The organism is Mesobacillus sp. (assembly GCF_047739415.1).
Lineage (GTDB): Bacteria > Bacillota > Bacilli > Bacillales > Cytobacillaceae > Mesobacillus.
Genome location: NZ_JBIQOE010000110.1, coordinates 1 through 26,779, shown reverse-complemented (window position 1 = coordinate 26,779; position 26,779 = coordinate 1). Strand labels below are relative to the sequence as shown.

Sequence of the window (26,779 nt, the reverse complement as noted above, 5' to 3'; positions counted from 1 at the left end):
CATGAAGTTATCTTAATCCAGCTCCAGCGCCTAGCCCCTCGAGTCGCTTCGGTCCGCCCAATGAAGTCAAAGAACGACTTCACCGGTCGGCCCTCCAGCGCTTGTCAGGGCTGAACGAGGCGCTTGCGCTTTTTGTTCTGGACTGCTTTTGACTGGAAAAAAACACGCGGAATTTCCAGTTCACGGAATTATGATAGAATTTCGGGGAAATCCGTATGTTTTTCGTGGAATCAAGCACTGATTTCGCGGGATTCCTCTCTCTTTTCGTGGAATTAAGCACCGATTTCGCGGGATTCCTCTCTCTTTTCGCGGAATCAGGCATCGTTTTGCGGGATTATTCTCCCTTTTCGCGGAATCAGGCACCAAATTCAAGGGGATTATTCTCTCTTTTCAGGAATCGGACAATTATTATGTTCCAAAAAGGTTTAACTCATTAAAAACCGGGGTAAAAGTCATGTTTTCATTATTTTACAAAAGCGTTATAATACAATTTATATTCTAAAATCAAGAGTAGGGGTATAAATTGAAGAACTTACAGATAGAGAATATTGTCGAAACCATTCTTGTCCAATCTGGCAGCAGTGTCCAGGTTGAACTTGAGGATTTTTTCCCTGGAGACCGGTTTGCGGGCGGGAAATATAATTTCGGTACTCATACGATTACTTTATATATTGAAGAGATCAAGGCTCAATGCCTCCAGCTCTTTTCATCACTAGATTATTTTGATGATTATCTTGCTGTTGTTTTTGCTCATGAAATTGGGCATGCTGAAGACTGTGAACTTGCGGAGTTAATTCAGCAGATGGATGGAACCAATCATGACTTCACGCGAAAGGGAATTGCCCTGAAGATTGAAGAGAATGCCTGGGACTATGCACGAAAGCAGATTCCGCAAAACCTCCATCCATTCATGGATACGATCATCGGATATTCCTTAGAGCCATATTACGAAGCGCTGGAAGTGAGCGCATAAAAAATGGAGCCTGCCCTAAATGGGGAGCCTCCATTTTTGCTTTCTAAAAGTCTAACTGAATGCCAGCTTCAATCTTTCCAGTCCTTCATTCAAGGTTTCGCGCGGGCAGGCGAGATTCATCCGTACAAAGCCTTCTCCGCCTTCACCGTACTTTGTTCCTGGTTCAAGTCCAAGCTTGCCTTTATTGAGCAGCGTATCCTTTATCTCCTCGTCACTCAAACCAAGTTCGCGGCAGTCAATCCACAAAAGGTAAGTGGCATCTGCTTTCATCGGCTTGAGTGCAGGCAGGTGTTCTGCCATAAAGTCTGTAGCTATTTTCATATTTTCATCCAGGTAAGCTAAAAGTTGATTAAGCCATTCCTCACCGCCGCGATAGGCTGCCTCCATTCCTGCGATCGCGAAGGCATTCAATGTGAAGAAGCCTTGCTGATCATGGATTTCCTTGAATTTGGCCTTCAACTCCTTGTTGGGAATCAATGCAGCGGATGCCTGCAGGCCAGCAAGGTTGAAGGTTTTGCTTGGCGCAACGAATGTAGTCGTGATTTCCCTGAACTCTTCTTTGATTGAAGCGATGGGTATATGGACATTCGGCTTGAACACTAGATCGGAGTGGATTTCATCTGAAACGATCAGGCAGTCATGCTTCACGCACAGGTCGCCGAGTTTTTCCAGCTCATCTCTCGTCCATACCCTGCCGCCCGGATTATGCGGGTTACAGAGGATGAACATCTTGACTCCTTCTTCCAACTTTGCTTCAAAGTCTGCATAATCGAGCTCAAATCGCCCATTTTCATATAGCAGGTTGGACGTGACGAGTGTTCGTTCATTATTTTTGACCATGTTGAAAAATGGTGTGTATACAGGAGAATGAACAAGTACCTTATCGCCTTTTTCTGTATAAGCACGAATTGCGGTGCTGATGGAAGGGACGACGCCTTCGCTAAAAACGATTGACGATTTCTTGAATTCGCAGTCATGGCGTTTTTTCATCCAGTCCTGGATCGCTTCTGTCACTGACATTGGAACGAAGGTATAGCCGAAGATTCCGTGATCAATCCTGTCTTTCAGCGCATCGGTAACTGCCTGCGGAGGATGGAAGTCCATATCGGCTACCCACATTGGCAGGACATCATCTTTGCCAAAAACCTTGTCAATCGCATCCCATTTTACTGAATGCGATTTGTTTCGGTCCACTACTTTGTCAAAATCTATTCTTTCCATATGTACGCACCGCCTTTTCCTGAAAAATTTATCTCTCACTAGCTTTATGATAAGATATTTTTAAAAAATAATCAGGTGATTGAATTTGGAATCTAAAGAACTTAGCTATAAATTGATTGATGTTTTAAATAAATGGGACCCTTTCAAAGTTGGAGAAGGAGAATTTGACCCGGAAATCGCGGATATTCTCCAAGCTGTCCACGATTACGACGAAGCAGATAAAATCGCCCGCAGGATCCAGTCTGTATTTGAATTTTCGTTTGAACAAGTTTTGCCATACGAAGAGTGTCTTTCAATAGCAAACACCTTGCTGGCCATCAAGAACGAAGATGTTTGTTCCTTATAAACTGCACACAACACACTAGCAGAAACGGCAGCCATCAAAGGCTGCCGTTTGCTGTTGCTTCTGCTGTTTCCTCCGCTGCCATGAACCTGTTGATCAGCTGATGGACATCTTCAGGGCGTTCCTCTGGGACAAGGTGGCCAGTTTCCTTTAAAATGACCAGCTCAGAATTCTTCAAATCCTTATTCAACTTTCTACCGATACGGACGGGGACGACTTTATCGTGTTCTCCCCAGATCAGCAGGCATGGTGCTTCTATTTTTCGCAGTTCTTCAGCTGAAAGATCGCCCTCGCGGTGGCGGATCATCATCGTCAAGGCTTTGAAAATATCATCCTCTAAAAATGGAGAGAGATAGCCATACAGCATTTCATCATTGATCATTGAATGGTCATAGACGACGTTTTGCAAGTTCTGTTTCACCCCTGAGCGTGCCAGGTGGAACTTTACATAGAGATGGAAATACGGGATGTAGCTAGAAAGTACAAGCGGAAGCTTTGCCTTTTTCAAATATCCTGAACTGCAAAGCAGAATTCCTTTTTTCGCATATTCCGGATGGTGCAGCAGAATGTTCATGGCAATTTGGCCGCCCATTGAATGTCCAACGACATTAAACTCACGTATGCCAAGGGATTTCATCAATTCAACAACTGTTGCGGCAAGGTTTTCATAGGAATATTTAAAGCTCGAAATCTTGCCGCTTTTCCCAAAAGGAGGAAGGTCCACGGAAATGACGTTATAATCCTCTTTTAACAGGGGGACCAAATGCCTGAAGCTGAAAGTTGAGGAAAGAAAACCATGAAGTAAAACCAGTGTTTCCTTCGGCTCTGGGTTCTGGTAGTGCTCATAGTAAAGATCGATTCCTCTTACGGTTTTATTTCTGGCGAATTCCATCGGCATTCACTCCTGACATTATTAGCAAATTAGGCAAGGTATGCCATTTATTTTCCCCGTAAAATCCAAGTTCACACAAAAAATTGACCTTAAACCCAAAAAAAATATGGACACCAATACTGGTGTCCATTAAAAAAGGGGGGAATACTAGAAAGCCTTATGGGACTAGCATAGCCAGATTGGCAGAATAGTATACATTAATTTTCAAAATTTTTAACGAAAAAGGATGTTGCTAAGTCTGTATATAAAAAAATAAAACAGGCAGAAAAGTCTGCCTGCTAAGGTGTATGATGATTATTCAGGTTACAAGCTGCTTGGTCTTTGGTCGAGTTCTGGCGGTGCAGCGTAATAAATTTCTCCCATTAACTCTGACGCAGGGACATCGAGTGCTGTCGAGATCTTTAAAATCGTCTGCAATTTAGGTGTATGCTCGCCGCTTTCGTATCTTTGGATCGTCCGCGTACCTACCCTGATTTTTAAAGCGAGCTCCTCCTGGGAAATTCCAACTCGTTCACGGCACATCTTGATATTCTGTCCAATTGCAGTCATCGCTCATCACCTCCAAAATTTAAATATCTCTTACTATAAGTTTATCATTAAATTTTTGAAAATATCGACAATAATATGAACGTTTTCTTAACTTTAGATTATACCAATCGATTGCAGAAACACAATGCCGATACCTATTGGTACGATGTAGCGGATGGAGAAGTACCAAATATTGAATAATAACGGATTGCCCTCAGTGCCCTGATCCATTTCACGTCTGACCATTTTCCTGGGCAGTACATACCCGACGAATATGGCGATGAAGAAGGCTCCCAGCGGCAAGGCGATATTGCTCGTCAGGAAGTCGGCGAGGTCAAAGAAGGTTTTTCCAAAAATTTTCACGTCTGATAAAACACCGAATGACAGGGCATTCGGAATTCCTGCAGCAAAAACAAGCAAGCCAGCGATCCAGGAAAACTTTTTCCGCTTAGCTTTGTCTCCTTTGGATAGTACGGCAACGATGATCTCGAGAATTGAAAACGCGGATGTCAATGTCGCGAAAAGCAGCAAAACCAAGAAAATCGTCAGGAATAACCCGCCAAATGCCAGTTCATTAAAAACGGCTGGCAGTACAACGAAAACAAGTCCAGGTCCTGCTTCCGGCTCAAAACCAAGCGCGAATACAGCCGGGAAAATAACAAGGCCGGCGAGCAGCGAGATGAGAATATTCAACCCGACGACTGAAAACGCCGATTTCGCCAGGCTCTCCCCCTTGGACAAATAAGAGGCATAAGTCACCATCACTGAAAGTCCGACACTTAGTGCAAAAAAGGACTGCCCCAGTGCCATCAAAATGGTTTGACCTGTAACAGCTGACCAATCAGGCTTCAGGAAAAATTCGACCCCGGCCATCGCTCCATCTAGTGTTAAAGATCTGATAACCAGGATAATAAATAGGATGAACAGAGCAGGCATCATGTATTTGCTCGCTTTTTCAATGCCCTGCTGGATGCCGCCCTGTACGACCCAAATGGTTAGAATCAGGAATAAAAGCTGTACTACCACTGCCTCAATAGGATTAGATATGATGCTTTCAAATGTTGCACCGTATTCCGCCTGGGTTAATCCTGAAAGTGATCCTGTGAAGCTTCGCGCCAGGTAGGAAAGGATCCAGCCGCCAACTGCACTGTAGAAAGACAGAATCAGGAATGAGGCAATGACGCCGCCATATCCAAGCAAAGGCCATGCGCTTTTCGGGGCCAGATGTTTATAAGACATCACGGCGTCCTTTTGGCTGTTGCGGCCAATGATGAATTCAGCCAGCAAAATAGGTGCGCCTATGAAAATAGTCATCAGTAAGAAGAAGATAAGAAAAATGCCGCCTCCATTTGTACCTGCCATATAGGGGAATTTCCAGATTGCCCCGAGCCCAATGGCTGATCCCGCTGCAGCCAGGATGAACCCGAGCTTTGAAGTCCATTGTTCGTGCTGTTTCATAAGAAAACTCCTTTTAAAAAATCTGAATATTAATATTTTCTGACAAAATAAAAAAATACCTTTTCATGTTACTATTTTTTAAGGTAAAAGCATAGCATTTTCAGGCTTAAAACAAATATTAAGCTTTTTGTTATTTTTTTGAAACAAAAACAAAAACGTGCCGTTTTATAGATAAAGTGATTATCGCTTAAAGAAACGGAAACGAAAGCGGCCGCTGCCGTTTCCGTTAAAAGGAACAAAAGATAAGGAATCAGTTTGGGGGATCCAAAATGAATGATGATGATTTAGTGTTCCGGGCCCGGAACGGCAGTATGCAGGCTTTCGCGGAGTTGATCGATATCCATACTCCAACCGTCAAGCGCTTTGCCTTCCAGCTTGGGAACAAATATGACGATATAGATGATATCACCCAGGAAGTGTTCGTCAGGGTATACCGCTTCCTCGACCAATTTTCACATGCTAAAATCACAACCTGGCTCTATAAAATCACTCTAAATGTGACGAGGGATTTTGCCCGCAGTAAACAAAGGCAGATCAAGAAAGTACTGAAGATCGGCAAGGAACGCTCATACGATGGGAAAACTGCCGAGGAAAGCATTCTTCGTTATGAGGAAGACCGGACTTTGCATGAGTGCATCCAAAAACTTGATGAGAAATATCGCATACCAATTGTCCTCTTTTATTTTCACGATAAAAGCTACGACGAAATCTCGGAAATTACGGGGGCATCGCCGGCAAATGTAAAGACACGGATGTCAAGAGGGAAGGAACATTTGAAGAAACTGCTCACTCTAGCCGAAAAGAAGGAGGGTGAAAACCATGGATGATCAGTTATTGGAAAAACGTCTGGACAGCTTGAAAGAAGCCTACGATGACATGCCGGAAGATGAGAATCGTTCAGCGATCCTTGCGGCGATCAAAAAGGATCAAAAGAAAAAGAAGCAAAATAAATGGTTTCACTTGCCTTACGCTGCAAGTTTTATTGGAGTCGGGATGATCGCAGGGGTTTTGATGATGCAATATATTGGTGGAAATGGACTTTCTACAAATCAGCCATCTCAACACCAGCCTTCAGGCGAACAGGTGAAGACTGGGGAGGTAGATGCAAACGAAGTAGAAGAACAGTTCGAAAAGGTTGAAAAGCATTTTTATAAAAAGAGGACAGAAACTGAAAAGAAAATCGGTGTGAATGGGATAGCGGATGAAAGTACGTTAGCTCGCGGCTTGCTCGAAGAAATAGAAGGAGCAAAAAAGAATACTCTGGCTAACTTAATAGAATACAACCAGGATGAGTTAAACCAAATGACGAATGAATTAATAAGTATGATTGATGGTGTATTTACTTTGCCGTCAGAAAGTATTGAAAGCCTGAAGAATGAGGACAGAAGAAGTCGATATGCGGATATGGAGCTTGAAATGCAGTTGCTGAAGCAGCTTGAGTATTACCAGTCAGTATACTGGCACCCAGTCGTCCTGCGTGTGTTTGATAAAGAACTGGAGAAAATGAGTGCTGCAGATCTTGCTGCAAAATTAAATGGCGGCGGTAATGGAATAGAAAATGAACTATTGAGGGCAATTGCACTCGGAGCAAAGGCAAATGGATATTATTTTCAAGCCAATGAAAATGAAACAATTAAGGCTGCAATCAATTATCCATGGGTGGCTGAACAGGTGGAAGATAGCGTACATCCTGACTTTTTAACATACATGGAAATGCAGGATGTGAAAATCCACGATGATGGCGGGAATGTCCGCTCATATAAAGAACTGGGTGAATTGCTTGTTAACTATGAAAAAACTTACCTTTCGCTCAAGCATGAGATGATTAAAGAATATATCAAAGGTGAGGCAAGGTCATATTACGCAGCATTTGTACTTGGCCGGATTCCAAGCCGCATTTTTGATGAGCATAATATGTTGAAGCCTGAGGTAAAGGAAGCTTATCAAGACATTATCAAGGTATATCCAGACACTGATACCGGGAAAGCGATTAAATCTTTTTATGGAAGGCTAGCAGAGAATAATTTCCAGAAACCTAGTGGTTTTGATGATTTTGATGAGCAGACAGTCAGTTTTCCATTGTATTTGGTTGCTCCCGGCAATCTTAAGAATGAAGATGTTTTTTCGAATATTTTTCCTTTACACGATGCTCTCCTGTCCAGCTATAAGGAGTTTGCGGCCAAGAAGAACTGGAATATACTCAAACATTACGGTCCTTTTGAAATCATGCAGCTTTATTTACACGCTGATAAAGAAGGGGATCATGAAACAATGTATGCACTCTACAGCCAAAATGAAGCATTGCCATCCTTAGAGCAATTTGTAAAAGAGCAAGAAGATCAAGAAGATCAAGGGGATCAAGACGGACTAGGCAATTTACTTAGAGGATATCAGTTCGCAACATTGTATTATGCTGAAGATGACCCAGACAAGATCGTGGGTATACAACTACACTTTACAGAAGGTGCTGATTCACTAGTCTTCCAGATGGTCCAGGAGGACGGTTTCTGGAAAGTCCAGTATTTGCCATTCCAATAAGCTGATATGGAAACATCAAAATAGAATTATCTTATTCCTTTTGATAAATGCTACAGAATATGATATAATTTTTAATTGCGTATTAATGGGATAAAATAAAACAATATTTAGGAGTGTTTCCATGTCAGAAAATATTCAAGTAGGCAGCGTTTTAACAGGAAAAGTTACAGGAATCCAGCCATACGGCGCTTTCGTAGCATTAGATGAAAATACACAAGGTCTAGTGCACATTTCAGAAATCACACACGGTTATGTTAAGGATGTTAACGAGCACCTTACAGTTGGCGACGAAGTGAAAGTGAAAGTTTTGTCAATTGATGAAGCTGCTGGAAAAATTGGCTTATCAATCCGTGCTACTGAAGAAGCACCAGAACAACCACAACGCGCTAAGAAGCCACGTGGCGCCAAGCGTCCAGCTGCTGTAGTTCAGCACCAGGATGACTCAGCTCAAGGCTTCAACACTTTGAAGGATAAGCTTCAAGAGTGGATCAACCAGTCAGATATGGCTAAGAAATAAGTTTTAAAGCAAACCGGACACTTTCGTCCGGTTTTTTTGTGCCTGGAAATTGAAGGTGCATTTGCTATACGAGCCCGAGGTCCCTTCAGATAGGTTTCAGGGGAAGTCATGAAAAGCTGTCAGAACATGAGGCAACATTGGATAAGTTTCAGGCGAAGTCATGAAAAGCTGTCAGAACATGAGGCAACTTTGGACAGGTTTCAGACGAAGTCATGAAAAGCTGTCAGAACTAGAGCCAACTTCGGACAGGTTTTAACGGCAATCAGGAAAAGCTGTCAGAACATAAGGCAACTTCGGACAGGTTTCAGGGAAGATCATGAAAAGCTGTCAGAACATGAGCCAACTTCGGACAGGTTTCAGGGACAAGCATGAAAAGCTGTCAGAACATGAGGCAACTTCGGACAAGTTTCAGGCGAAGTCATGAAAAGCTGTCAGAACATGAGGCAACTTCGGACAGGTTTCAGGGACAAGCATGAAAAGCTGTCAGAACTTGAGTTAACTTCGGACAAGTTTCAGGGGAAGTCATGAAAAGCTGTCAGAACTTGAGTTAACTTCGGACAAGTTTCAGGGAAAATCATGAAAAGCTGTCAGAACATGAGGCCACTTCGGACAGGTTTCAGGGAAAAGCATGAAAAGCTGTCAGAACATGAGCAAACTTCGGACAAGTTTCAAAGAAAATCATGAAAAGTTGTCAGAACATGAGTCCAGGAGAAAACCAAGAAAAGCTGTCAGAACTTATAGATGCTGCAGACAAGTTCCGTGGAAAAAGCTGCCCCCAATCTTTTTTAGGGGGTTAAAATGAAAGAGTTTACAGGTTACAATATGATTGTCTAACCAATTTTTTCATTGGAACGGAGGAAGGTTCATGGCAACAAAAACTAGTTCTTTGATCGAGCAGACTCAAAAGTATGGTGCGAATAACTATCATCCACTGCCAATCGTTATTTCGAAGGCAGAGGGAGTTTGGGTAGAGGATCCTGAAGGCAACAAATATATGGACATGCTGAGTGCGTATTCAGCTGTCAACCAGGGGCACCGCCATCCTAAGATCATCCAGGCGCTTAAAGACCAGGCTGACCGGGTGACTCTTACTTCAAGAGCATTCCACAATGACCAGCTGGGACCATGGTATGAAAAGATTTGCAAGATGACGAATAAAGAAATGGCTTTGCCGATGAACACTGGAGCTGAAGCGGTTGAAACGGCTATTAAAGCTGCTCGCCGCTGGGCATATGATGTTAAAGGTGTTGCGGACAACCAGGCTGAAATCATCGCTTGTATCGGCAACTTCCATGGCCGCACAATGACGGCTGTCTCATTATCATCTGAAGAGGAATACAAACGCGGCTTCGGCCCGATGCTGCCAGGAATCAAACTGATCCCTTACGGCGACCTTGATGCGCTGAAGGAAGCGATCACTCCTAACACTGCAGCATTCTTAATCGAACCGATCCAGGGTGAAGCAGGAATCGTGATTCCACCAGAAGGGTTCATGAAAGCTGCATACGATGTATGTAAAGAAAATAATGTCCTGTTCATCGCTGATGAAATCCAGGCTGGTCTCGCAAGGTCTGGAAAAATGTTTGCATGCGAATGGGAGGGTATTCAGCCTGATATGTACATCCTTGGAAAGGCGCTTGGCGGTGGAGTATTCCCAATTTCCTGTGTTGTTGCTGACAATGATGTACTAGGTGTATTCAACCCTGGTTCACACGGATCTACTTTCGGTGGAAATCCAATGGCCTGTGCTGTTTCGATCGCATCCCTGGATGTATTGATTGACGAGAAGCTTGCAGAACGCTCCCTTGAACTTGGAGAATACTTTATCAGCAAGCTACGTGAAATCGATAATTCCATGATCAAGGATATCCGCGGCCGCGGTTTGTTCATTGGCGTTGAGTTAACGGAACCTGCACGTAAGTATTGTGAGGAGCTGAAAGAAGAGGGACTGCTTTGCAAAGAGACGCATGATACGGTCATCCGCTTCGCACCGCCTCTTGTCATCAGCCAGGAAGAACTGGACTGGGCAATCGAGCGAATCAAGAAAGTATTATCATAAACATGAGAAAACCCGCCTCAATATGGCGGGTTTTTCATTTTGGGCCAATGTAGGCACATTTTTAATTACCTAGTTGCTCGTGGTTCTGCCGCTCTTTCCTCTCTTTCGCTTGGTGCGAAAAGAAGACCGATGTTTATTAAACCAGCAAGACCAACCAGGCCATAAATGATTCGAGCCAATGCTGAATCCTGTCCGCCGAAAATTGCTGCAACAAGATCGAATTGGAAGAATCCTACTAACCCCCAGTTGATGGCCCCGATAATGGTAAGAACAAGTGCTGCACGTTGAATACCGCTCATGGGTGTTTCCTCCTTAAAATAAATTTGTTCTTTTATAGAGTGATTCAGCAGATGATGAATTATTCATCCTGAACATATTAAATCTTTAGCCGTTAAAAAATTAATGAAACATTTTCGAGCACATTGGAGAACATTAAGAAGTGTATTTTTTGCATTGCTTTTTAAAAAGGAACATAATTAGCCTTGAGGAAGGTGATAAAAATGGATAACTTTACATTTTATAATCCAACTAAACTTATTTTTGGAAAAGGTCAGCTTGAGGAATTAAAGAATGAGGTCCCTCAGTATGGCAAGAAGGTTCTGCTCGTGTACGGCGGGGGCAGCATAAAGCGAAATAGGCTTTATGATTCCGTCATGAATTATTTAAAAGAAATCGGAGCTGAGGTATTCGAACTTCCGGGTGTTGAACCGAACCCTCGTCTGTCAACTGTTCATAAAGGTGTGAAAATCTGCAAGGAGGAAGGCATTGAATTCCTGCTCGCAGTGGGAGGCGGCAGTGTAATCGACTGCACGAAAGCTATCGCAGCCGGAGCAAAATACGATGGCGATGCATGGGACCTTGTCACAAAGAAGGCTTTTGCATCAGAAGCACTTCCATTTGGAACTGTATTGACATTGGCCGCTACAGGTTCTGAGATGAATGCTGGTTCTGTCATCACCAATTGGGAAACGAATGAAAAATATGGCTGGGGCAGCCCGGTGACGTTCCCTAAATTCTCAATTTTGGATCCGGTAAATACATTTACAGTTCCTAAAGACCAAACGATATACGGCATTGTTGACATGATGTCACATGTATTCGAGCACTATTTCCATCTGACCGAGAACACTGAATTCCAGGACCGCATGGCCGAATCCTTGCTTTTAACAGTGATGGAAACAGCTCCAAAACTGCTTGAGGACCTGGAGAACTACGAGTATCGTGCAACGATTCTTTACTCAGGAACGATGGCGTTGAATGGGATCCTTAATATGGGCTACCGCGGCGATTGGGCTACTCATAATATTGAGCACGCTGTATCAGCAGTATATGATATCCCTCACGGAGGCGGGCTGGCCATCTTGTTCCCGAACTGGATGAAGCATAACCTTAAGGTGAAACCAGAACGCTTCAAGAAAATGGCTGTCAGAGTTTTCGGCGTGAATCCTGAAGGCAAGACAGACGAAGAAACAGGTTTGGAAGGAATCGAAAAGCTGCGTGAATTCTGGAACAGCATTGGTGCACCATCAAGACTTGCTGATTATGACATTGATGACAGCAAGCTGGAAGTAATGGCTGACAAAGCAATGGTCAATGGCGAGTTTGGCAACTTTGCAAAATTAAATCGTGACGACGTACTGGAAATCTATCGTAAGTCGTTATAAAGAGCTTAAGGACCCAGGGATATCCCTGGGTCCTTTGTCTTTATATGGGCAAAAAATCTCACGGAATTTTAAAAAAAGAGCAACTTAGCACTGAAATAATCATCCTTTTCGGGTGGAAAAAGAAAGTGAAGAAAAATTTACCAATAATATTTCTAGGACTAAATGTTTAAGTAACTGGGTAACTGTGGTAAGTCACTAAATGTAAGACAATGGAGCAGTAGGAATTATTTACATAAGAATTCATATTAACACCAATCATGTTCAGGGCAAACCTGTTGAAAGACAGGGACGCAAAGCAAGGGGTCTAAGGCTGCAGCTTTCCAGCTAAGATTGTCCCGGCTGCCATGAAAATAGAGAAATTCTGGCTGTTGTTTTTGTCTATTAAAAAGGAGAAATACATGAAAAAGGAGGCGGAAACTCTTTTAAAATAACTGAATATTCAGTCTATTAAGTGTGCACAATTTTATTCGAAAAGGGGTAGAAATTTTGAAAATTAAAAAGCGTTTATCCATCTTAGTTGCATTCATGCTATTGTTAATGATTACTTTCCCGGTGACAGGAGCGTTTGCTGCGGAAAATAATGAGCAAAAAACAAACTCCCAGCAAGAAAGTACTAGTAAACAAGATGAGCAGGTTCAAAAAAGTAGCGAAGCAGCCGCAAAAACTACGGAACAAAAAGAAAAGTCTAATGGCGATGTAAAAGCAGCCTCTACAGATAATGAAACAAACACTGAGGAAGATTCAGAAACTGAAACAACAGCTGGCCAAAGGGAAAGCAACTCAGGACAAGAAACAACAAATCAACCTGAAGCATCTGAAAATAGTGACCATCAGGAAGACATTGCTGCTGAAGAGGATAATAATACTTCAGGGGAAACTAATACTCAAGATGAAACTAATGCAGAAGAAAATGATGCACCAGAAGGAGATAATGCATCAGAAGGAGATAAAGCATCAGAAGGAGATAGTGCAAGAGAAGGAGATAATGTATCAGAAGAAGATAAAGATGCAGAAGAAAATAATGCTGCGGAAGAAAGCGAAAATAAGTCGACACCAGCTGATGATGGAACCGTACCAGGAGATGAAAATAAAAGCACGCAGATTCACTTGCATATCGGCAAATGTATGAATCCTGTTGACACAGCCTTTGTACAGGTTAATGGTGAGTGGGAGGAAATGACAAACCCGGGTTCGTCTCCTTTATATAAATCTTTTGATGATGGTGAGTTCATAAAGGATGATATTACAGCTTTTAAACTGATTTTCACTACAGGTGAAGAGCTTGTCGTCCCAGTCAGTGAAGTAAGAGTAGGAGTGGAAGCAGAAGGCTCAGTTAATTATTGGCTGGATAATTGTGAACTTCCTGCAGAAGAACCATCTGAACCGGATGATTCAGAGAATACTGATGAAACGGTGAACATACTTTCAATGATCAGAATCATGATAGACGAGACTCCAAGTCAAATTGAAAAAGTGACATTGCTGATGATGAGCGGCAAGAGAATTGAGCTTGAAAGAGTCAATGAACTATTCAGCCTCACTCTTACGGATGAAATCAAACTTGAAATGATTCGTGGCATTGAGATTACCAGCAATGGTGAAACCAAGTTAATCCTGCTTTCGCAAATGGAGTCACTGGAAATTGTCGAAGGTGTGCTCACACTACAATTGAACTGGGATATGGAAGGTGAAATGGTAGAGGAAGAAGCAGATGAGGTGGAATCAGATGAGAATACTGATACGACAGCACCAGGAAATAATCCAGGATCGGGAAATACATCTGATGGCACAACAAATGAACAGGTATGGAACGGCGAGGTCCTTCCTCAAACTGGTGAAAGCAGCAGGACAATGTTCTATGTAATTGGCTTCCTGATTGCGGCAGGAGGAATCATGCTAAGGTTCAGGGATCCATTGAAGAACTAAACTGTAGTTGGAGGGGAAGAGATTCCCCTCTTTTATTTTATTTATGAGGTGAAGTTAATGAGAAAAGTATTGTCGTTATTAATGATTCTTTCTGGTCTATCGATCTTCTTTTATCCAGCTGCGAAAGATTATTACACCTCCTACAATCAGGAGAAAATGATTGAAAAATGGGAGGACAGCAGCAGTCAGGAAAATAAGGTGGCTGCCGAAAGTCTTAGGGAACTTGAGGAAGTATTCAGCATCGAAACACAGGCAGAGAGCATTGTGGATGAAGTACCGCCAGTTGAAAAAGAGGAGTCGGAGGAATCACCAGCGTCTGACTCAACGGAAGCTAATCAGATAACGTCCCCTGGCATGGTCGGTGTTATCGAGATCGATAAAATCGGCTTGAAGCTGCCGATATTAAATGGTGCTTCGGATGCGAATTTGGATAAAGGAGCTGGTCTGCTGGAAGGAACGCCGGCTCCAGGAATGCCAGGGAACAGTGCCATTGCCGCCCACCGAAACCGAGCCTATGGAAGTATGTTTAACAGGCTCGATGAAATAAGCAAAGGCGATACTGTGACTGTAAGGGATAAAGGAAACACCTACCAATATGAAGTGTACGAAACTTTAGTGGTGGAGCCACATGAAACTTCCGTACTAAATGGCAGCCAGGATGAAAAGGTGCTTACACTTATTACATGCACGCCAATTGATACGGCAACACACAGGCTGATTGTCAAAGCGAAAATCAAGCCATAAACTTTCGTGGTGTTTTTGCCATTGATGAGAGGGTAAGCGGTAAAACAAGAAACGATCTATCTGGTGTAAAGATGGAAATTAACTCCTGACAGTTTCATCACTTTCCAGTCATGATAGAGGTGCCCAATCGTGATGAAGAAAACTTTTTAATAAGTTTACTTAAAATTTCACAATTGGGCACGCTTACATCTGAGAGTGTTTCTTGATTATTGGGATTCATTTCGATAAAGTGATAGAGAATATAAAATAATGGAGGATCAGACATGACACATGTTCGTTTTGATTACTCAAAGGCGCTAAGCTTTTTTGGTGAACACGAAGTTACATACTTAAGGGATTTTGTAAAAGTAGCCCATCATTCATTACATGAAAAGACTGGTGCAGGCAGCGACTTTTTAGGCTGGATTGACCTGCCTGTAGACTATGATAAAGAAGAATTCGCACGCATCCAGAAATCTGCGGAAAAGATCAAAAGTGATTCTGATGTATTGCTTGTCGTAGGAATTGGTGGCTCTTATCTTGGTGCACGTGCTGCGCTTGAATTTTTACAGCACAGCTTCTATAACGCTCTTTCAAAAGAAAAGCGCAAGACACCGCAAATCATTTTTATTGGAAACAACATCAGCTCATCTTATATGACAGATGTAATGGATCTTTTAGAAGAAAAAGATTTCTCAATCAATGTCATCTCAAAATCCGGAACAACGACGGAGCCGGCAATCGCATTTCGTATTTTCCGCAAGCTTCTTGAAGAGAAGTATGGAGTGGAAGAAGCCCGCAAACGCATTTATGCCACAACGGATAAAGCACGCGGTGCATTGAAAACTCTTGCTGACGAAGAAGGCTATGAATCATTCGTGATTCCTGATGATGTTGGCGGACGTTATTCTGTATTGACGGCTGTAGGCTTGCTGCCAATCGCTGTCAGCGGTTCAGATATCGAAGCCATGATGAAAGGCGCTGCACAGGCAACAGAGGATTTCGGAAAGTCAGAGCTTGAAGAAAATCCTGCCTACCAGTACGCTGCAGTACGTAACGCGCTTTACAACAAAGGTAAAACAATTGAAATGCTGATTAACTATGAGCCATCCCTTCAGTACTTCTCTGAGTGGTGGAAGCAGCTATTCGGCGAAAGTGAAGGAAAAGACCAGAAGGGAATCTATCCTTCTTCAGCGAACTTCTCGACTGACCTTCACTCACTTGGACAATATGTGCAGGAAGGTCGTCGTGACTTGTTTGAAACAATTATCAAGGTCGAGAACCCTCGCCATGAAATGACAATAGAAGAAGCTGCAAGTGATCTTGACGGTTTGAACTATCTAGCTGGCAAGACGGTTGATTTCGTCAACAACAAAGCATTCGAAGGAACAATGCTTGCCCATACCGATGGCGGCGTACCGAACCTTGTTTTGACAATCCCGCAGCTTGACGAGTATACATTTGGCTACCTTGTATACTTCTTTGAAAAAGCCTGCGCAATGAGCGGCTACCTGCTCGGCGTCAATCCATTCGACCAGCCAGGCGTTGAAGCATATAAAGTGAACATGTTCGCATTGCTCGGCAAACCAGGCTTCGAAGAAAAGAAAGCAGAATTGGAAAAACGACTTAAATAAAAGATGAAAAAGGAGTACCCGATCGGATTATCGAGGCGGGGTACTCCTTTTTATATTGAATACCGGTATCAGTTCCATGACAGATTTCCTGATTGGTGAGTCTTTAAAGAGGATCGTGCTTGATATTTTTTTGGCAAATGGAAAAAAACAAGCGGAATTTCCAGTTCGCCAATAAATCTCGTTTTTCGCCAATAAAAATAAAATTTCGCCAATAAAGTTATGAAAATCGCCAATAAAAATAAATTATCGCCAATAAACGCAATGACACTAGAAAAAGTGTCCGTCACCAATCCTATGACGGACAGAAACAGCCAAAAACGCTGGGAAATTGTCTGTCATCAAGTCCATGACGGACACAAATAGCAAAAATACTAGATAAACTCTCCGTCACAAAGCCCATGACGGACAGAAACAGCAAAATCACCGAAGAAAGTGTCTGTCATCACCCAGCTCAATACAGTTTCCGACCTGAGTCTAGCTTTCGCCACTCATTAAAATATCCCTTTTGGTTAAAACTAAGCGAAAATGAATGGAAAGGCGGAACGACCAATGATTGAGATACAATCTGAGCTTGAGGGCAAACATTTTGATCTATTTAAGCTGGAGCAGCTGCTGAAACCGATGGGATATTCAATCGGAGGAAACTGGGATTATGACCATGGCGCGTTCGATTACAAAATAGATGACGAGGTTGGTTATCAATTTTTGCGTTTGCCATTTAAGGCAATTGACGGCCAGCTTGATTCCAAAAGCTGCACCGTGCAATTGCAGCGCCCATTTCTGCTGGCGCATAAATATCAGCGGGGTATTGATGACCATGCGGAGATTGGGAATGCCAGCGCATCCTTTAACCAGTTCCAGGAACCAGTAGACAAGGATGCGAGTTTTCCTGAAAAGTACATTGAAGTCGGAAAGGCGCTGGTACGTGAAGTAGAATCTGAGTTATTGCATTAATCGTTTGAAATGGCGAGAAGTTGATCATCATATTTAATCTTAATATTATGTTGGGGATTGACGATGACGTCATCCCCTCTTTTTCTTCCAATCAAAATAACATTTCGCTCTTTCAATAAAAAGAAGCTTGCCTCCTGAAAACTCTTGTCAATCAGAGAAGCTTCAACCTCTATATAGGATAGACGTTTGCCGTTTAATTCCCCTAGTAAATCCAGTAATGGATCTACGACTTCCGCAGAAGCGATGCTGTTTAACAGTACGGCGCTAGTCAAAGCATTCGCGGGTATCAGTTCATCTGCTCCGGCCCTCCTGGCATTATTGATCTGTTCGCTCGTCTGGATTTCAGCGATGCAGCGAATGTCCGGATTCAATCCTTTGATGGCGAGCAGTGTGAGGATTGTATTCATATCGGCCTGCAGCTCATCTAGATTCTGGTCTGATGTAATAATCACTTTCCTGGCTGTTGAGATACCGGCATTCAACAAAGTTTCATCCTTGTTCGCACGTCCCCTGATGAAATGGACATTGTCATCCTCAATGGGATTAAACCCCAATGAATCATCCACCAATATGATTAATTCATTAGATTCTGTGAGAGACCTGATGACCGAACGAGACCTCTCGTTCCACCCGATGATGATAATCTGATCTTTACCTTTAAAGCCTACTTTCCCCTCTGCATATGCATTTTGTTTGGTAACAGTTGCTGCTGATAGGTGGATAAAATACGAGGATAAAAAACCTGTACCTATCAGCAGGAGAAGTATTGCTGTTATTCGTCCCCATGTAGTAACGGGATAGTAATCTCCGAACCCTACTGTTGAGGCAGTGATGATTGCCCACCAGACCCCATCAAAGATTGTTGGAAAGCTTTTCGGTTCAACAAAATGAATGACTACGCCGAACAGAGTAATCATCATAGTGGCAATCATCAAGATTCTGGCCAGAATCGGCAGCTTGATAAAACGCATGTATAAATGACTCGTCATTCTAATCCTCCTCTTTTTTTTGATATATGTATGAAAACAATAATTACTTTTCCCTTGTTTCTTTAATCAAAAACAGGCTTAGGAAAATTCATGTAATTCTATTTTCGTCGAGCGTATTCTTTTTTACACAAAAAACATCGTAATAGTTCATCAGCCCGTACCATATTCAGGGGCGTACATATTCTGAGTAGTAAAGGAGGGATTATAATATGTCATTCAACTGGGGATCCAATGTGCTTCTTTTTGTTGCTTGCATGCTCGCAGGCTGGGTTCTAATGCGATTTGGACCGATGCTGCTGAATTTGACAGGAGGCATCTTTGGGATTATTGGTGTTCTTGTCATCGTACTTTTCGCTTTTGTTATTATTTTTATAGGACTAAGGGTATTATTCAAGGGCGGCTGGCGCTGCTGACGTTTCTTTTAAAAGAACCTGTCCAATCGGTAGGTTCTTTTTCTTGTCTAAAAGAGAGATAAACCTGGACATTCATAAATATATTTTTAAAAGAGTGCAAGGAATTGGAGTGGTGGACATGCATGAATTTATTACGAGTGTTTTGGACTGGCTGGCCAGTCTCGGGTACATAGGAATTGCTCTCGGATTGATGCTTGAGATCATCCCGAGTGAAATCGTCCTTGGATATGGGGGATATATGATTTCCGAAGGGACCATTGGTTTTGCGGGGGCAGTGGTTGCCGGAACCATCGGCGGGACCATCGCGCAGTTATTCTTATATTGGCTTGGTTATTTTGGCGGCCGCCCAATGCTGGAGAAATACGGGAAGTACCTGCTGATCAACCAGCACCACCTGGACGTTTCGGAAAAATGGTTCAAGCAATATGGAGCTGGTGTGATTTTCTCGGCAAGATTCATCCCAGTGGTAAGGCATGCGATTTCGATTCCTGCGGGCATTGCCGGGATGTCAGCGCTCAAATTCACGCTGTATACAATAGCAGCGATGGTTCCGTGGACAATTTTTTTCCTCTATCTCGGCATTGTCCTCGGTGAAAACTGGTCAGGCATCAAGGAAGTGGCCCAACCTTTTATAATACCTGTAAGCATCATTGCATTGGGTGCTGGAGCTGTTTATTTACTGGCAGCACGTAAAAGAGTATAACATTAAACGAACTCAGGAACTTTCCTGAGTTTTTTCATGCTTAAAACTCATAAAACATAGCAGATTAGTAAAAGTTAAGATAAGGAAGAAATATTCCGTGCGGCAGGGAGAAGGTTCACGATGTTAAAGGAAATGCTCAGGCTGATCACGAAACAGCAGAGGAATACGGCTCCCCCAGTGGATAAGCTGGAGGGAGAGCAGGCACACCTTAAGGAAAAGGGATTCAGCAGGAATCTCCAGGAAAATCTATCGATATTAAAGCAACTTTACAGCATTCCTGATAATAAAGATATTAAATTGCGAGAATTGTACCTTGAAGGGTTTAATAAGCAGGCAGCTTTATTGTTTATTAGCACGATCACAGATGTTAAGAGTATCGAAGAAAATATCCTAAAGCCATTAACGGAAAATACTGCTTCTGATAAAAAGGTGAAGGATATAGTTGCTATCCAAATGGTACATGAAATCACCTTATACAAGGATGCAGTCAAGGATATAAATAAAGGTAATGCGCTCCTCATACTGGATGGAGAACCGAAGGCGTATATTATGGATTGTCCTGATTTTCAAAGCAGGGCGATTGAAAAGCCGGAAAGTGAGATTCTCATCAAGGGGCCCAAGGAAGCGTTCAATGAAAAGGCTGTAGCGAATATATCATTACTCAGAAAAAAAATCAGGAACGAAAACCTTATTGTTGAAGCAGTGGAAGTCTCGCAACGGTCCCATAATGATGTTTTTGTCCTATATATTCGCGGGCTTGCTAATGAGAAATTGATCGACAATATCAAAAAAAGACTGGGCAGTCTTGATGTGAATTCGATCCAGAATCTTTCGCTGCTGGAGGAATACATTGAGGAACGGAATTACTCATTATTTCCGAGCATTCTTTCAACAGAGAGGCCTGACAGGGCAGCCTCTTTTTTAGAAGATGGCTATATCGTCTTATTAATGGATAATTCACCCGATAGTCTCGTTCTCCCTGCAACATTTTGGGCTTTTTTTCATAGTCCTGAGGATCACTATCTTAGGTTTTTTTATGGGAACTTTACAAGAGCGTTAAGAATGACTGCCCTTTTCATCACGATTTTTACATCAGCTATTTACGTGGCTATCACCACATATCATGCTGAAATGATTCCGCCAGACTTGCTGCTGGCAATTGCTGCATCTCGCGAAAAAGTTCCTTTTCCCGCGGTGATTGAAATATTGATCATGGAGTTGGCATTCGAGTTGATCAGGGAAGCAGGGTTACGTGTTCCCAGTCCGATAGGACCGACAATCGGGATTGTTGGAGCCCTAATCCTTGGACAGGCAGCCGTCGAAGCAAATATTATCAGTCCGATTGTAATTATTGTTGTTGCACTCGGAGGACTAAGTTCGTTTGCAGTCAGTGATCTAAGTTTGAATTTCGCGGTAAGGCTAACTCGCTTTCTATTTATCCTGAGTGCAGCGATGATGGGAATTTACGGCATGACTGCAGTGTTCGTTGGAGGCCTATTCTACATGGTTTCGATTAAGTCATTTGGCGTACCGTATTTAGCGCCAATGTCACCGAATTACAAGTCCTCGAAGGATACAATTTTTCGCAGGTTAACAAAAAATGAAACGTTAAGGCCTGGTTTTTTAAAAACGACGGATTTACAAAAAAAGACTACTGGAGAATAGGCGATGAGACAGGATAAGGGGAAAATTGGCATAAAAGAATATTTCGCGCTTATCTCGTTGACCGTTGGAGCCAAGTTAAGTGACGATACGCCTGCGATTATTTATGAACATGCAAAAAATGCCGGCTGGCTGGCTATTTTGCTGATTGGTATTTTATCTTTTTTTCCTATCATTTTGTTAATAAAAGTGTATTCAGCACATAAAGGAAAAAACCTGCATGAAATTCTGCTGCACCTTTTTGGCAGGTTTTTTGGAACTCTCCTATCTATTTGCCTGTTAATCGGTGGAACAACGGCAGTCATTGCTGACTCAGGTACCTACGTGGACATTATTGGCTCGATGTATTTTACGAAAACGCCAGCTATCATCCTTTACATCATCTTGATGGTTATTTGCGCTTACGGAGCAAAGAGGGGGATAGAACAGATTGGGACCGTTTCCTGGCTCTTGCTTCCATATATTAAGATCACTTTGTTCGTTGCCCTGATTTTTACTTTTAGAAAAGGTACACTAGGCTACCTTTTCCCGTTCTGGGGTGAAGGACCTCTTGAAGTGGCAAAAGCGTCTGTAAAAAATGTTTCGATATTTGTCGATTTTTTCTACCTTGCACTGATCATGCCACTCATCTCATCATATAAGGATATGAAAAAAGGAACGCTCATAGGTCTGGGATTTATTACAGTGGAACTGAGCCTGGCACTTGTGGCGTTTGTTGTTTTATTCGACTACACCACTGCTGAAATGCTGAACTATCCTTTTCATGAAACCATCCGATTTATTCAAATAGGCTTTTTAGCAAACGTCGAAACATTATTTTTCCCCTTTTGGCTGGTCGCAACTCTCATCCGTTTTTCGTTTTATCTATATCTAATTGCAACCTTGCTTGGAGGGATTCTGAAGATTAAGGAGTTTGAATATCTCATTCCTTTAATCGCGACAATCATTTTGCTAATCGGATTATCACCTGACGCTCCATCCATCACTCTCTATACTGTAAGGGAAAAAATACTTGTATTATTGAGTCCAGCCTTCATGATTCTTCCGCCATTTATGTGGATCGTGGCAAAAATTCGGGGGGATTTTAAGAATGAAACTTCACTCTAAGATGATTAAAGTGATCTTCCTGACGGCAGTTACATTGAGTCTGTCAGGGTGCTGGGACCATAAGGAACTGGACGAGAAAGCATATGTCATTGGTATAGGACTTGATAAACATAATGTAGAGGGAAAGGTTAAAGTAACATATCTGATTGCAAACCCGGAGGTGGGTTCTCAGCAAACTGCAGGCGGAGCGAATGAGCCGCCGCAGGAAATCGTGACTATAGTCGCTGATGATTTTATCTCATCGCGTAATACAGCAAATACTGTAGTGGCGAAGGAAATATCCTACGATCTTCTGCGGGTTCTTATCGTTTCAGAAGAATTAGCCAGGGATCCTGATTTTATCAGGATAATATACAGTGCAACTAAGGACCGGGAAATTAAGCGAAGTGCACAATTCATTGTCTCACGGGAAAATGCCGCTGATTTTATAAAAAATAATAAGCCCAAAATTGAAACAAGACCCCATAAATTTTTGGAACTAATGATCGAAAGGGGCCAGGAAACTGGCATGATTCCCGAAGCTGACCTGAATGGATTTTTCCGTGTCACGGAAAGCGATGCAGATTTATATCTGGCGATTTACGCAACCACAGAAAAAATAGAGAAAGATGAAGCGCAAACAACAGATGATGACTTGCTGGCCGGGGAAATTCAAGTGGAGGGTACGACGAACAATGCCCAGTTTATTGGTTCCGCAGTCTTCAAGGAAGGGAAGATGATCGGCAAAATAACGGGGGAAGAGACGAGGATATCAAGTCTGTTGGACAATACATGGAATACCGAGGATATCCTGACTGCCTTTAAAGATCCGTTTGATGAAAGATATAAGCTGTCCATAAGGGTATCTCAAAAAAGAGAAAATAAATATAAGCTAATACATGCGAAGGGCAGGCCGACCATTGAAATAGATGTTCCGTTATTTATAGAAGTATACAGCGACCCTAGCATGATCAATTACGCAAAGAACCGAGAAAAGGTTAAAGAGCTTAAAAAGTCTCTTACTGTTGCAATAGAAAAAAAATTCATGGAATTTATTTCGTATACCCAGCAGGAGTTAAAAGGAGATACATTTGATTTATCGATCCCTATGAGAAAAGAGTTTGCAACTCTAAAGGAATTCAGGGAATTTGACTGGATGAAGACATATCCTGATGCAAAAGTGAAGGTAAATGTCTCCATTCGATTTGGTGAATTTGGACGCCAGTCGAAACTGCCAAAGTTAGAAGAAGTGAGGGATTAGAATGGTAGTAATTATGTGGATCGCCATTGCTTTAATCATTCTGTATTATGTATTATTTGGAATAACGCTCTGGCGGCAAAAAAATAAAATAGGATCTATTGTTGTCATTTTTTTAGCATTAGCGTGTATCGGATTGCACTACATTTCTTATCGATGAACGATGGTTCAATTGTCATTCTGGTCTCCCACATCTACAAATTTTTAAATTTTACAAACACTATGATAATATATACATAATTACGTTTAAATGGGGTGTAGGGATGAGCCTGGTTGGGTATAACTTCGGAGAGATTCTTAGGTCTTCAAGAGTTTTTAAAGGATTGACGGAGGCACAGTTGGCTGAAGGTATATGTTCTGAAGTGGATATCATTCAATTTGAAAAAGAAGAGAAATATCCAACAATTGATCAATTATTCAAGATGGCATCAAAGCTTGAAGTAGAGCTTTACCATTTTTTCGATATTGCTTCCACTGATACATACAATTACGCAATCGCTGTCACAGAATTAATCAAAAAATATAAAAGAGAGCGGGATTATGCGGCTATTCATGAAATAATTCAGAATGAGCAGGATAATCCGCTGTTCAAACATACATCCTTCAATCAATTTTTGGTATGGCATCAAGGGATTTGCACCTACTACCTTGAAGGAGACAGACAGAAATCAATCAGCCTGCTTGGTCAGGCATTGGACATGACCCATCAGGAACAGGCTGGAATGTCAGAGCGCGAAATTGAGATTTTGACCAGTATGGCCATCATTGAAAAAGATAGCGGGAACCTGAACAAGGCTGTCGAACTTTTTCAGAATGCCCTGAACGAGCTGACAGGGCTGCCTCAAGTCCTGGATTCAAGGATCTGGCTAAGGATTCTCTACGGCCTTGCCCAGGCACTGTCAAAGCTTGAGAGATATGAAGAATCCCTCATCTACTGCAGTAAAGGAATCGACAATTGTATATACGAAGAAAATATGTATTTATTTGGAGAACTTTATTACCAAACAGGCATGAATTATATTAAATTGGGTAAAGAAAACAAAGGCAAGGAATATCTTGAAAAAGCGATCATGATTTTCAAGCTGCAGAATAATGAGAAGTTTGCCAGTTTAGTAACGAATGAAATGGGAAAATTATTGAAATATTGCTGATTGTTTTTTATGAACGATCGACCTAGGCAGAGGAGGTTTAAAATGAAGAAAACATTGATGTTAACCCTTTTTGCGGCGTTTTTTGCTGGTGTTATCGGTTTGAATTCTGCGGACAGGAACCTGGCCGATCTGCCATCACAGCACTCGCAAAGCGGCACAACCATAGCTGACCTGCCATCACAGCACTCACAAAGCGGCACAACCATAGCTGACCTGCCATCACAGCACTCGCAAAGCGGCACAATCATAGCTGACCTGCCTTCACAGCACTCACAAAGCGGTACAACCATAGCTGATCTGCCGTCACAGCATGATTATAATGAAGTAATAATTTAAGGAACTTTTTGAGACAGCCTGGTCCGTTTTGGTCAGGTTGTTTTTTAATGGTTAAGGAATTTATACAGTTATTGAGTTGTGGATGACTCTATGAAGTTTTCAATTCTCTTTCTTCATGTTTTCTGCAACATCTTAAGCTAAAATAGATCAAGTACATAGAAAAAGGCTCTGGACTTTTTCCAGAACCTCTCTTGTTAGTAGTTAACATCACATAGAATGAAATGCTGTTGTTGTTATTACAGGTTATTCATGTGATTGCTATCCATCATATTGAAGTTTTTGCTCGGCATGGCACCGTTTGTTCCGTGGCAGTTATTGTACATTTGCTTAACCTGTTCATCGGACAAGTCTGGGTGCATCTCTTCGATTAAAGGCTTCATTTGTCCAAAATTAAAAGTACCTTTACCTTCTGTCCCTTCTTCTGCGAAGGCAGCAGTACTTGCACCAAGTATCAATGCTGCGCCTAAAAAACTTAACGTTAGTTTCTTCATGTCTGGTCAGCTCCTTTCAGGTATACATAAATCTTATCGGGACAGTTTGCAAAAACTAAGCAGAAACAGTGACAAAGTTATGAAATTTAACTGGAGGCTGGCATATGTCATTATTAGAAACCTTATATGGCCAGCCGGTTTGGCTTGCCATTATCATTAGCCTTGCAGTCAGCATAGTGATCGCCATAGCAGGTATTATTCCGAGTGCTTTTGTGACAGCTGCAAACATCGTTTATTTCGGATTTTCCTGGGGACTCGTACTTTCCATTCTCGGCGAAGCGTTAGGAGCGGTCATAAGTTTTATTCTGTATCGGAAAGGACTTAAAAAGCTGAGCGACAAAATCGATTCTGCAAGATCAATAAAATTGCTGGACATGCTTAAGCAGACAGATGGCATAGAGGCTTTCGTGCTTGTCATTTTATTAAGACTTTTTCCGTTCGCTCCATCCGGGCTCGTCACCCTGGCTGCTTCATACAGCAGAATGGGAACATGGACTTTTACTGTTTCAAGTACAATTGGTAAAATCCCGGCCCTCTTTATTGAGGCATACTCCGTTCATACTGTACTTGGCTGGGAAACCGAATATCAGCTTGCTGCAGCAATATTCGTGGCGGTGGCTGGGATTTCCTATTATTATTGGACAACAAAGAGAAAAAAACGGAGGAAGTAAGATGATTAAATTTAGATTAGTATTTACCACTTTCCTTGCAGCTGTCTTGCTCGTATTAACCGGATGCTCAGGTCAAGAAGGCAAAGAGCAGGAAAAGTCAGCTACTGAAGAAAACAATTCGAAAAATGAGCAGCCAAAAATACCTAAGGCAGAATCAGAGACAGACTTTATCATAAAAGCAGAGCCTCAAAAAATTGAACATGTACATGGAATTGGTTACCCGGGAAATGATGAGGGTTTATATGTCGCCTCCCACCATGGTTTGAAAATATTTAAAACGGTGAATGGCTGGAAACGACTGACGAAAACCATGAATACATGGGATTTCAGGCTGTTGAAGATGGCTTTTTTGCAAGTGGCCATCCAGCAGAGGGCTCAGACCTGAAAAATCCGCTTGGCCTTGTGAAAAGTACGGACAAGGGCAAGACACTTGATAAAATAGCTTTTTTTCAAGTATGCAATCAGTGTGAACCCAGTGAGTTACATTCCATGGTTAAGCAGGAACGGATACGCCAATCCCCCTTATCCAAATACCTTTTTTGGCAAAGAATAAGCATGAAACAGCAGCCAAGGCAAAATGGTTGCTGTT

The 26,779-nt window shown here is 42.2% G+C and carries 27 protein-coding genes and 1 riboswitch; of the genes, 20 read left to right on the top strand and 7 right to left on the bottom strand.

Annotated elements, in window-relative coordinates; translation table 11 throughout:
* Nucleotides 1-523: 523 nt before the first annotated feature.
* Nucleotides 524-973 (top strand): hypothetical protein, encoded by a 450-nt coding sequence (locus tag ACH0QE_RS09110; protein WP_415800387.1) that lies wholly within the window; start codon nt 524-526, stop codon nt 971-973.
* A 51-nt stretch (nt 974-1,024) separates the two neighbouring features.
* Here ACH0QE_RS09110 and ACH0QE_RS09105 read toward each other — a convergent pair whose 3' ends face one another.
* Nucleotides 1,025-2,194 carry a MalY/PatB family protein gene (locus ACH0QE_RS09105; RefSeq protein ID WP_415800386.1) on the bottom strand — a complete coding sequence of 390 codons (1,170 nt, stop codon included), beginning with the start codon at nt 2,192-2,194 and terminating at the stop codon, nt 1,025-1,027.
* 85 nt (nt 2,195-2,279) lie between these two features.
* On the opposite strand from ACH0QE_RS09105, the gene ACH0QE_RS09100 reads away from it, so the two are divergent.
* Nucleotides 2,280-2,540, top strand: coding sequence for a DUF1871 family protein (locus ACH0QE_RS09100; protein ID WP_415800385.1), 261 nt, complete (start codon nt 2,280-2,282; stop codon nt 2,538-2,540).
* Nucleotides 2,541-2,574: 34 nt separating this feature from the next.
* Here the strand turns inward: ACH0QE_RS09100 and ACH0QE_RS09095 are convergent, their stop codons facing one another.
* The 3 genes from ACH0QE_RS09095 to ACH0QE_RS09085 all read right to left on the bottom strand — a co-directional run bounded on the left by ACH0QE_RS09095 (nt 2,575) and on the right by ACH0QE_RS09085 (nt 5,415).
* On the bottom strand, nt 2,575-3,429 hold the full coding sequence (locus tag ACH0QE_RS09095; RefSeq protein WP_415800383.1) for an alpha/beta fold hydrolase: 855 nt from the start codon (nt 3,427-3,429) through the stop codon (nt 2,575-2,577).
* A 303-nt stretch (nt 3,430-3,732) separates the two neighbouring features.
* A complete protein-coding gene (locus ACH0QE_RS09090) occupies nt 3,733-3,978 on the bottom strand; it encodes a helix-turn-helix domain-containing protein (RefSeq protein ID WP_415800382.1) in 246 nt (81 codons plus the stop codon).
* Between the two features lie 93 nt (nt 3,979-4,071).
* Nucleotides 4,072-5,415, bottom strand: a complete 1,344-nt coding sequence (locus ACH0QE_RS09085; RefSeq protein ID WP_415800380.1) for a sodium-dependent transporter — start codon at nt 5,413-5,415, stop codon at nt 4,072-4,074.
* A gap of 269 nt (nt 5,416-5,684) precedes the next feature.
* Between ACH0QE_RS09085 and ACH0QE_RS09080 the strand changes: the two genes are divergently transcribed.
* The 4 genes from ACH0QE_RS09080 to ACH0QE_RS09065 all read left to right on the top strand — a co-directional run bounded on the left by ACH0QE_RS09080 (nt 5,685) and on the right by ACH0QE_RS09065 (nt 10,529).
* On the top strand, nt 5,685-6,242 hold the full coding sequence (locus tag ACH0QE_RS09080) for an RNA polymerase sigma factor (protein ID WP_415800379.1): 558 nt from the start codon (nt 5,685-5,687) through the stop codon (nt 6,240-6,242).
* On the top strand, nt 6,235-7,953 hold the full coding sequence (locus ACH0QE_RS09075) for a hypothetical protein (RefSeq protein ID WP_415800378.1): 1,719 nt from the start codon (nt 6,235-6,237) through the stop codon (nt 7,951-7,953). The genes ACH0QE_RS09080 and ACH0QE_RS09075 overlap by 8 nt, the downstream gene beginning before the upstream one ends.
* Before the next feature lie 121 nt (nt 7,954-8,074).
* Complete coding sequence (gene yugI / locus ACH0QE_RS09070; RefSeq protein ID WP_041967157.1) at nt 8,075-8,470, top strand: S1 domain-containing post-transcriptional regulator GSP13; 396 nt, start codon at nt 8,075-8,077, stop codon at nt 8,468-8,470.
* A gap of 865 nt (nt 8,471-9,335) precedes the next feature.
* Nucleotides 9,336-10,529: an ornithine--oxo-acid transaminase gene (locus ACH0QE_RS09065; protein WP_415800377.1), complete on the top strand. Its 1,194-nt coding sequence runs from the start codon at nt 9,336-9,338 to the stop codon at nt 10,527-10,529.
* 65 nt (nt 10,530-10,594) lie between these two features.
* On the opposite strand, the gene ACH0QE_RS09060 is transcribed toward ACH0QE_RS09065, so the two are convergent.
* Nucleotides 10,595-10,828 (bottom strand): DUF378 domain-containing protein, encoded by a 234-nt coding sequence (locus tag ACH0QE_RS09060; protein ID WP_023626663.1) that lies wholly within the window; start codon nt 10,826-10,828, stop codon nt 10,595-10,597.
* Between the two features lie 201 nt (nt 10,829-11,029).
* Between ACH0QE_RS09060 and ACH0QE_RS09055 the strand changes: the two genes are divergently transcribed.
* From ACH0QE_RS09055 to ACH0QE_RS09035, 5 genes are all read left to right on the top strand, one after another.
* Nucleotides 11,030-12,193 (top strand): iron-containing alcohol dehydrogenase, encoded by a 1,164-nt coding sequence (locus ACH0QE_RS09055; protein WP_415800376.1) that lies wholly within the window; start codon nt 11,030-11,032, stop codon nt 12,191-12,193.
* Between the two features lie 255 nt (nt 12,194-12,448).
* Nucleotides 12,449-12,540, top strand: a riboswitch (cyclic di-GMP riboswitch).
* 139 nt (nt 12,541-12,679) lie between these two features.
* Nucleotides 12,680-14,119 (top strand): LPXTG cell wall anchor domain-containing protein, encoded by a 1,440-nt coding sequence (locus tag ACH0QE_RS09050; RefSeq protein WP_415800375.1) that lies wholly within the window; start codon nt 12,680-12,682, stop codon nt 14,117-14,119.
* 57 nt (nt 14,120-14,176) lie between these two features.
* A complete protein-coding gene (locus ACH0QE_RS09045; RefSeq protein WP_415800374.1) occupies nt 14,177-14,863 on the top strand; it encodes a class D sortase in 687 nt (228 codons plus the stop codon).
* A gap of 263 nt (nt 14,864-15,126) precedes the next feature.
* Nucleotides 15,127-16,476 carry a glucose-6-phosphate isomerase gene (locus tag ACH0QE_RS09040; RefSeq protein ID WP_415800373.1) on the top strand — a complete coding sequence of 450 codons (1,350 nt, stop codon included), beginning with the start codon at nt 15,127-15,129 and terminating at the stop codon, nt 16,474-16,476.
* 549 nt (nt 16,477-17,025) lie between these two features.
* On the top strand, nt 17,026-17,430 hold the full coding sequence (locus ACH0QE_RS09035; protein WP_415800372.1) for a YugN-like family protein: 405 nt from the start codon (nt 17,026-17,028) through the stop codon (nt 17,428-17,430).
* Here the strand turns inward: ACH0QE_RS09035 and ACH0QE_RS09030 are convergent.
* A complete protein-coding gene (locus ACH0QE_RS09030; RefSeq protein WP_415800371.1) occupies nt 17,427-18,419 on the bottom strand; it encodes a potassium channel family protein in 993 nt (330 codons plus the stop codon). The genes ACH0QE_RS09035 and ACH0QE_RS09030 overlap by 4 nt on opposite strands.
* Before the next feature lie 209 nt (nt 18,420-18,628).
* Here ACH0QE_RS09030 and ACH0QE_RS09025 point away from each other — a divergent pair, with 209 nt between their 5' ends.
* From ACH0QE_RS09025 to ACH0QE_RS08995, 7 genes are all read left to right on the top strand, one after another.
* Entirely contained in the window at nt 18,629-18,832 is a 204-nt protein-coding gene (locus ACH0QE_RS09025; RefSeq protein WP_415800370.1) for a hypothetical protein, read from the top strand.
* Between the two features lie 118 nt (nt 18,833-18,950).
* On the top strand, nt 18,951-19,535 hold the full coding sequence (locus ACH0QE_RS09020; RefSeq protein WP_415800369.1) for a DedA family protein: 585 nt from the start codon (nt 18,951-18,953) through the stop codon (nt 19,533-19,535).
* Between the two features lie 120 nt (nt 19,536-19,655).
* Entirely contained in the window at nt 19,656-21,200 is a 1,545-nt protein-coding gene (locus ACH0QE_RS09015; RefSeq protein ID WP_415800368.1) for a spore germination protein, read from the top strand.
* 3 nt (nt 21,201-21,203) lie between these two features.
* Nucleotides 21,204-22,304 carry a GerAB/ArcD/ProY family transporter gene (locus ACH0QE_RS09010; RefSeq protein WP_415800367.1) on the top strand — a complete coding sequence of 367 codons (1,101 nt, stop codon included), beginning with the start codon at nt 21,204-21,206 and terminating at the stop codon, nt 22,302-22,304.
* Nucleotides 22,288-23,544, top strand: coding sequence for a Ger(x)C family spore germination protein (locus tag ACH0QE_RS09005; RefSeq protein WP_415800366.1), 1,257 nt, complete (start codon nt 22,288-22,290; stop codon nt 23,542-23,544). The genes ACH0QE_RS09010 and ACH0QE_RS09005 overlap by 17 nt, the downstream gene beginning before the upstream one ends.
* A gap of 260 nt (nt 23,545-23,804) precedes the next feature.
* Nucleotides 23,805-24,692: a helix-turn-helix domain-containing protein gene (locus ACH0QE_RS09000; protein ID WP_415800365.1), complete on the top strand. Its 888-nt coding sequence runs from the start codon at nt 23,805-23,807 to the stop codon at nt 24,690-24,692.
* 42 nt (nt 24,693-24,734) lie between these two features.
* Nucleotides 24,735-25,028 carry a hypothetical protein gene (locus tag ACH0QE_RS08995; RefSeq protein WP_415800364.1) on the top strand — a complete coding sequence of 98 codons (294 nt, stop codon included), beginning with the start codon at nt 24,735-24,737 and terminating at the stop codon, nt 25,026-25,028.
* Between the two features lie 236 nt (nt 25,029-25,264).
* Here ACH0QE_RS08995 and ACH0QE_RS08990 read toward each other — a convergent pair whose 3' ends face one another.
* Nucleotides 25,265-25,519 (bottom strand): hypothetical protein, encoded by a 255-nt coding sequence (locus ACH0QE_RS08990; RefSeq protein WP_415800363.1) that lies wholly within the window; start codon nt 25,517-25,519, stop codon nt 25,265-25,267.
* Between the two features lie 104 nt (nt 25,520-25,623).
* On the opposite strand from ACH0QE_RS08990, the gene ACH0QE_RS08985 reads away from it, so the two are divergent.
* Both ACH0QE_RS08985 and ACH0QE_RS08980 read left to right on the top strand, forming a co-directional pair.
* The gene (locus ACH0QE_RS08985; RefSeq protein WP_415800362.1) at nt 25,624-26,190 is read left to right on the top strand and encodes a TVP38/TMEM64 family protein; all 567 of its coding nucleotides are present in this window, start codon (nt 25,624-25,626) and stop codon (nt 26,188-26,190) included.
* Between the two features lies 1 nt (nt 26,191).
* Nucleotides 26,192-26,575: a hypothetical protein gene (locus ACH0QE_RS08980; RefSeq protein WP_415800361.1), complete on the top strand. Its 384-nt coding sequence runs from the start codon at nt 26,192-26,194 to the stop codon at nt 26,573-26,575.
* The last annotated feature ends 204 nt before the right edge of the window (nt 26,576-26,779 follow it).

Excerpts from the sequence above, each read along its gene's own strand:
- ACH0QE_RS09105 (WP_415800386.1), bottom strand. The coding sequence starts at position 2,194 with ATGGAAAGAATAGATTTTGACAAAGTAGTGGACCGAAACAAATCGCAT.
- ACH0QE_RS09095 (WP_415800383.1), bottom strand. The coding sequence starts at position 3,429 with ATGGAATTCGCCAGAAATAAAACCGTAAGAGGAATCGATCTTTACTAT.
- ACH0QE_RS09090 (WP_415800382.1), bottom strand. The coding sequence starts at position 3,978 with ATGACTGCAATTGGACAGAATATCAAGATGTGCCGTGAACGAGTTGGA.
- ACH0QE_RS09085 (WP_415800380.1), bottom strand. The coding sequence starts at position 5,415 with ATGAAACAGCACGAACAATGGACTTCAAAGCTCGGGTTCATCCTGGCT.
- ACH0QE_RS09080 (WP_415800379.1), top strand. The coding sequence starts at position 5,685 with ATGAATGATGATGATTTAGTGTTCCGGGCCCGGAACGGCAGTATGCAG.
- ACH0QE_RS09075 (WP_415800378.1), top strand. The coding sequence starts at position 6,235 with ATGGATGATCAGTTATTGGAAAAACGTCTGGACAGCTTGAAAGAAGCC.
- yugI (WP_041967157.1), top strand. The coding sequence starts at position 8,075 with ATGTCAGAAAATATTCAAGTAGGCAGCGTTTTAACAGGAAAAGTTACA.
- ACH0QE_RS09065 (WP_415800377.1), top strand. The coding sequence starts at position 9,336 with ATGGCAACAAAAACTAGTTCTTTGATCGAGCAGACTCAAAAGTATGGT.
- ACH0QE_RS09060 (WP_023626663.1), bottom strand. The coding sequence starts at position 10,828 with ATGAGCGGTATTCAACGTGCAGCACTTGTTCTTACCATTATCGGGGCC.
- ACH0QE_RS09055 (WP_415800376.1), top strand. The coding sequence starts at position 11,030 with ATGGATAACTTTACATTTTATAATCCAACTAAACTTATTTTTGGAAAA.
- ACH0QE_RS09045 (WP_415800374.1), top strand. The coding sequence starts at position 14,177 with ATGAGAAAAGTATTGTCGTTATTAATGATTCTTTCTGGTCTATCGATC.
- ACH0QE_RS09040 (WP_415800373.1), top strand. The coding sequence starts at position 15,127 with ATGACACATGTTCGTTTTGATTACTCAAAGGCGCTAAGCTTTTTTGGT.
- ACH0QE_RS09035 (WP_415800372.1), top strand. The coding sequence starts at position 17,026 with ATGATTGAGATACAATCTGAGCTTGAGGGCAAACATTTTGATCTATTT.
- ACH0QE_RS09030 (WP_415800371.1), bottom strand. The coding sequence starts at position 18,419 with ATGACGAGTCATTTATACATGCGTTTTATCAAGCTGCCGATTCTGGCC.
- ACH0QE_RS09025 (WP_415800370.1), top strand. The coding sequence starts at position 18,629 with ATGTCATTCAACTGGGGATCCAATGTGCTTCTTTTTGTTGCTTGCATG.
- ACH0QE_RS09020 (WP_415800369.1), top strand. The coding sequence starts at position 18,951 with ATGCATGAATTTATTACGAGTGTTTTGGACTGGCTGGCCAGTCTCGGG.
- ACH0QE_RS09015 (WP_415800368.1), top strand. The coding sequence starts at position 19,656 with ATGTTAAAGGAAATGCTCAGGCTGATCACGAAACAGCAGAGGAATACG.
- ACH0QE_RS09010 (WP_415800367.1), top strand. The coding sequence starts at position 21,204 with ATGAGACAGGATAAGGGGAAAATTGGCATAAAAGAATATTTCGCGCTT.
- ACH0QE_RS09005 (WP_415800366.1), top strand. The coding sequence starts at position 22,288 with ATGAAACTTCACTCTAAGATGATTAAAGTGATCTTCCTGACGGCAGTT.
- ACH0QE_RS09000 (WP_415800365.1), top strand. The coding sequence starts at position 23,805 with ATGAGCCTGGTTGGGTATAACTTCGGAGAGATTCTTAGGTCTTCAAGA.
- ACH0QE_RS08995 (WP_415800364.1), top strand. The coding sequence starts at position 24,735 with ATGAAGAAAACATTGATGTTAACCCTTTTTGCGGCGTTTTTTGCTGGT.
- ACH0QE_RS08990 (WP_415800363.1), bottom strand. The coding sequence starts at position 25,519 with ATGAAGAAACTAACGTTAAGTTTTTTAGGCGCAGCATTGATACTTGGT.
- ACH0QE_RS08985 (WP_415800362.1), top strand. The coding sequence starts at position 25,624 with ATGTCATTATTAGAAACCTTATATGGCCAGCCGGTTTGGCTTGCCATT.
- ACH0QE_RS08980 (WP_415800361.1), top strand. The coding sequence starts at position 26,192 with ATGATTAAATTTAGATTAGTATTTACCACTTTCCTTGCAGCTGTCTTG.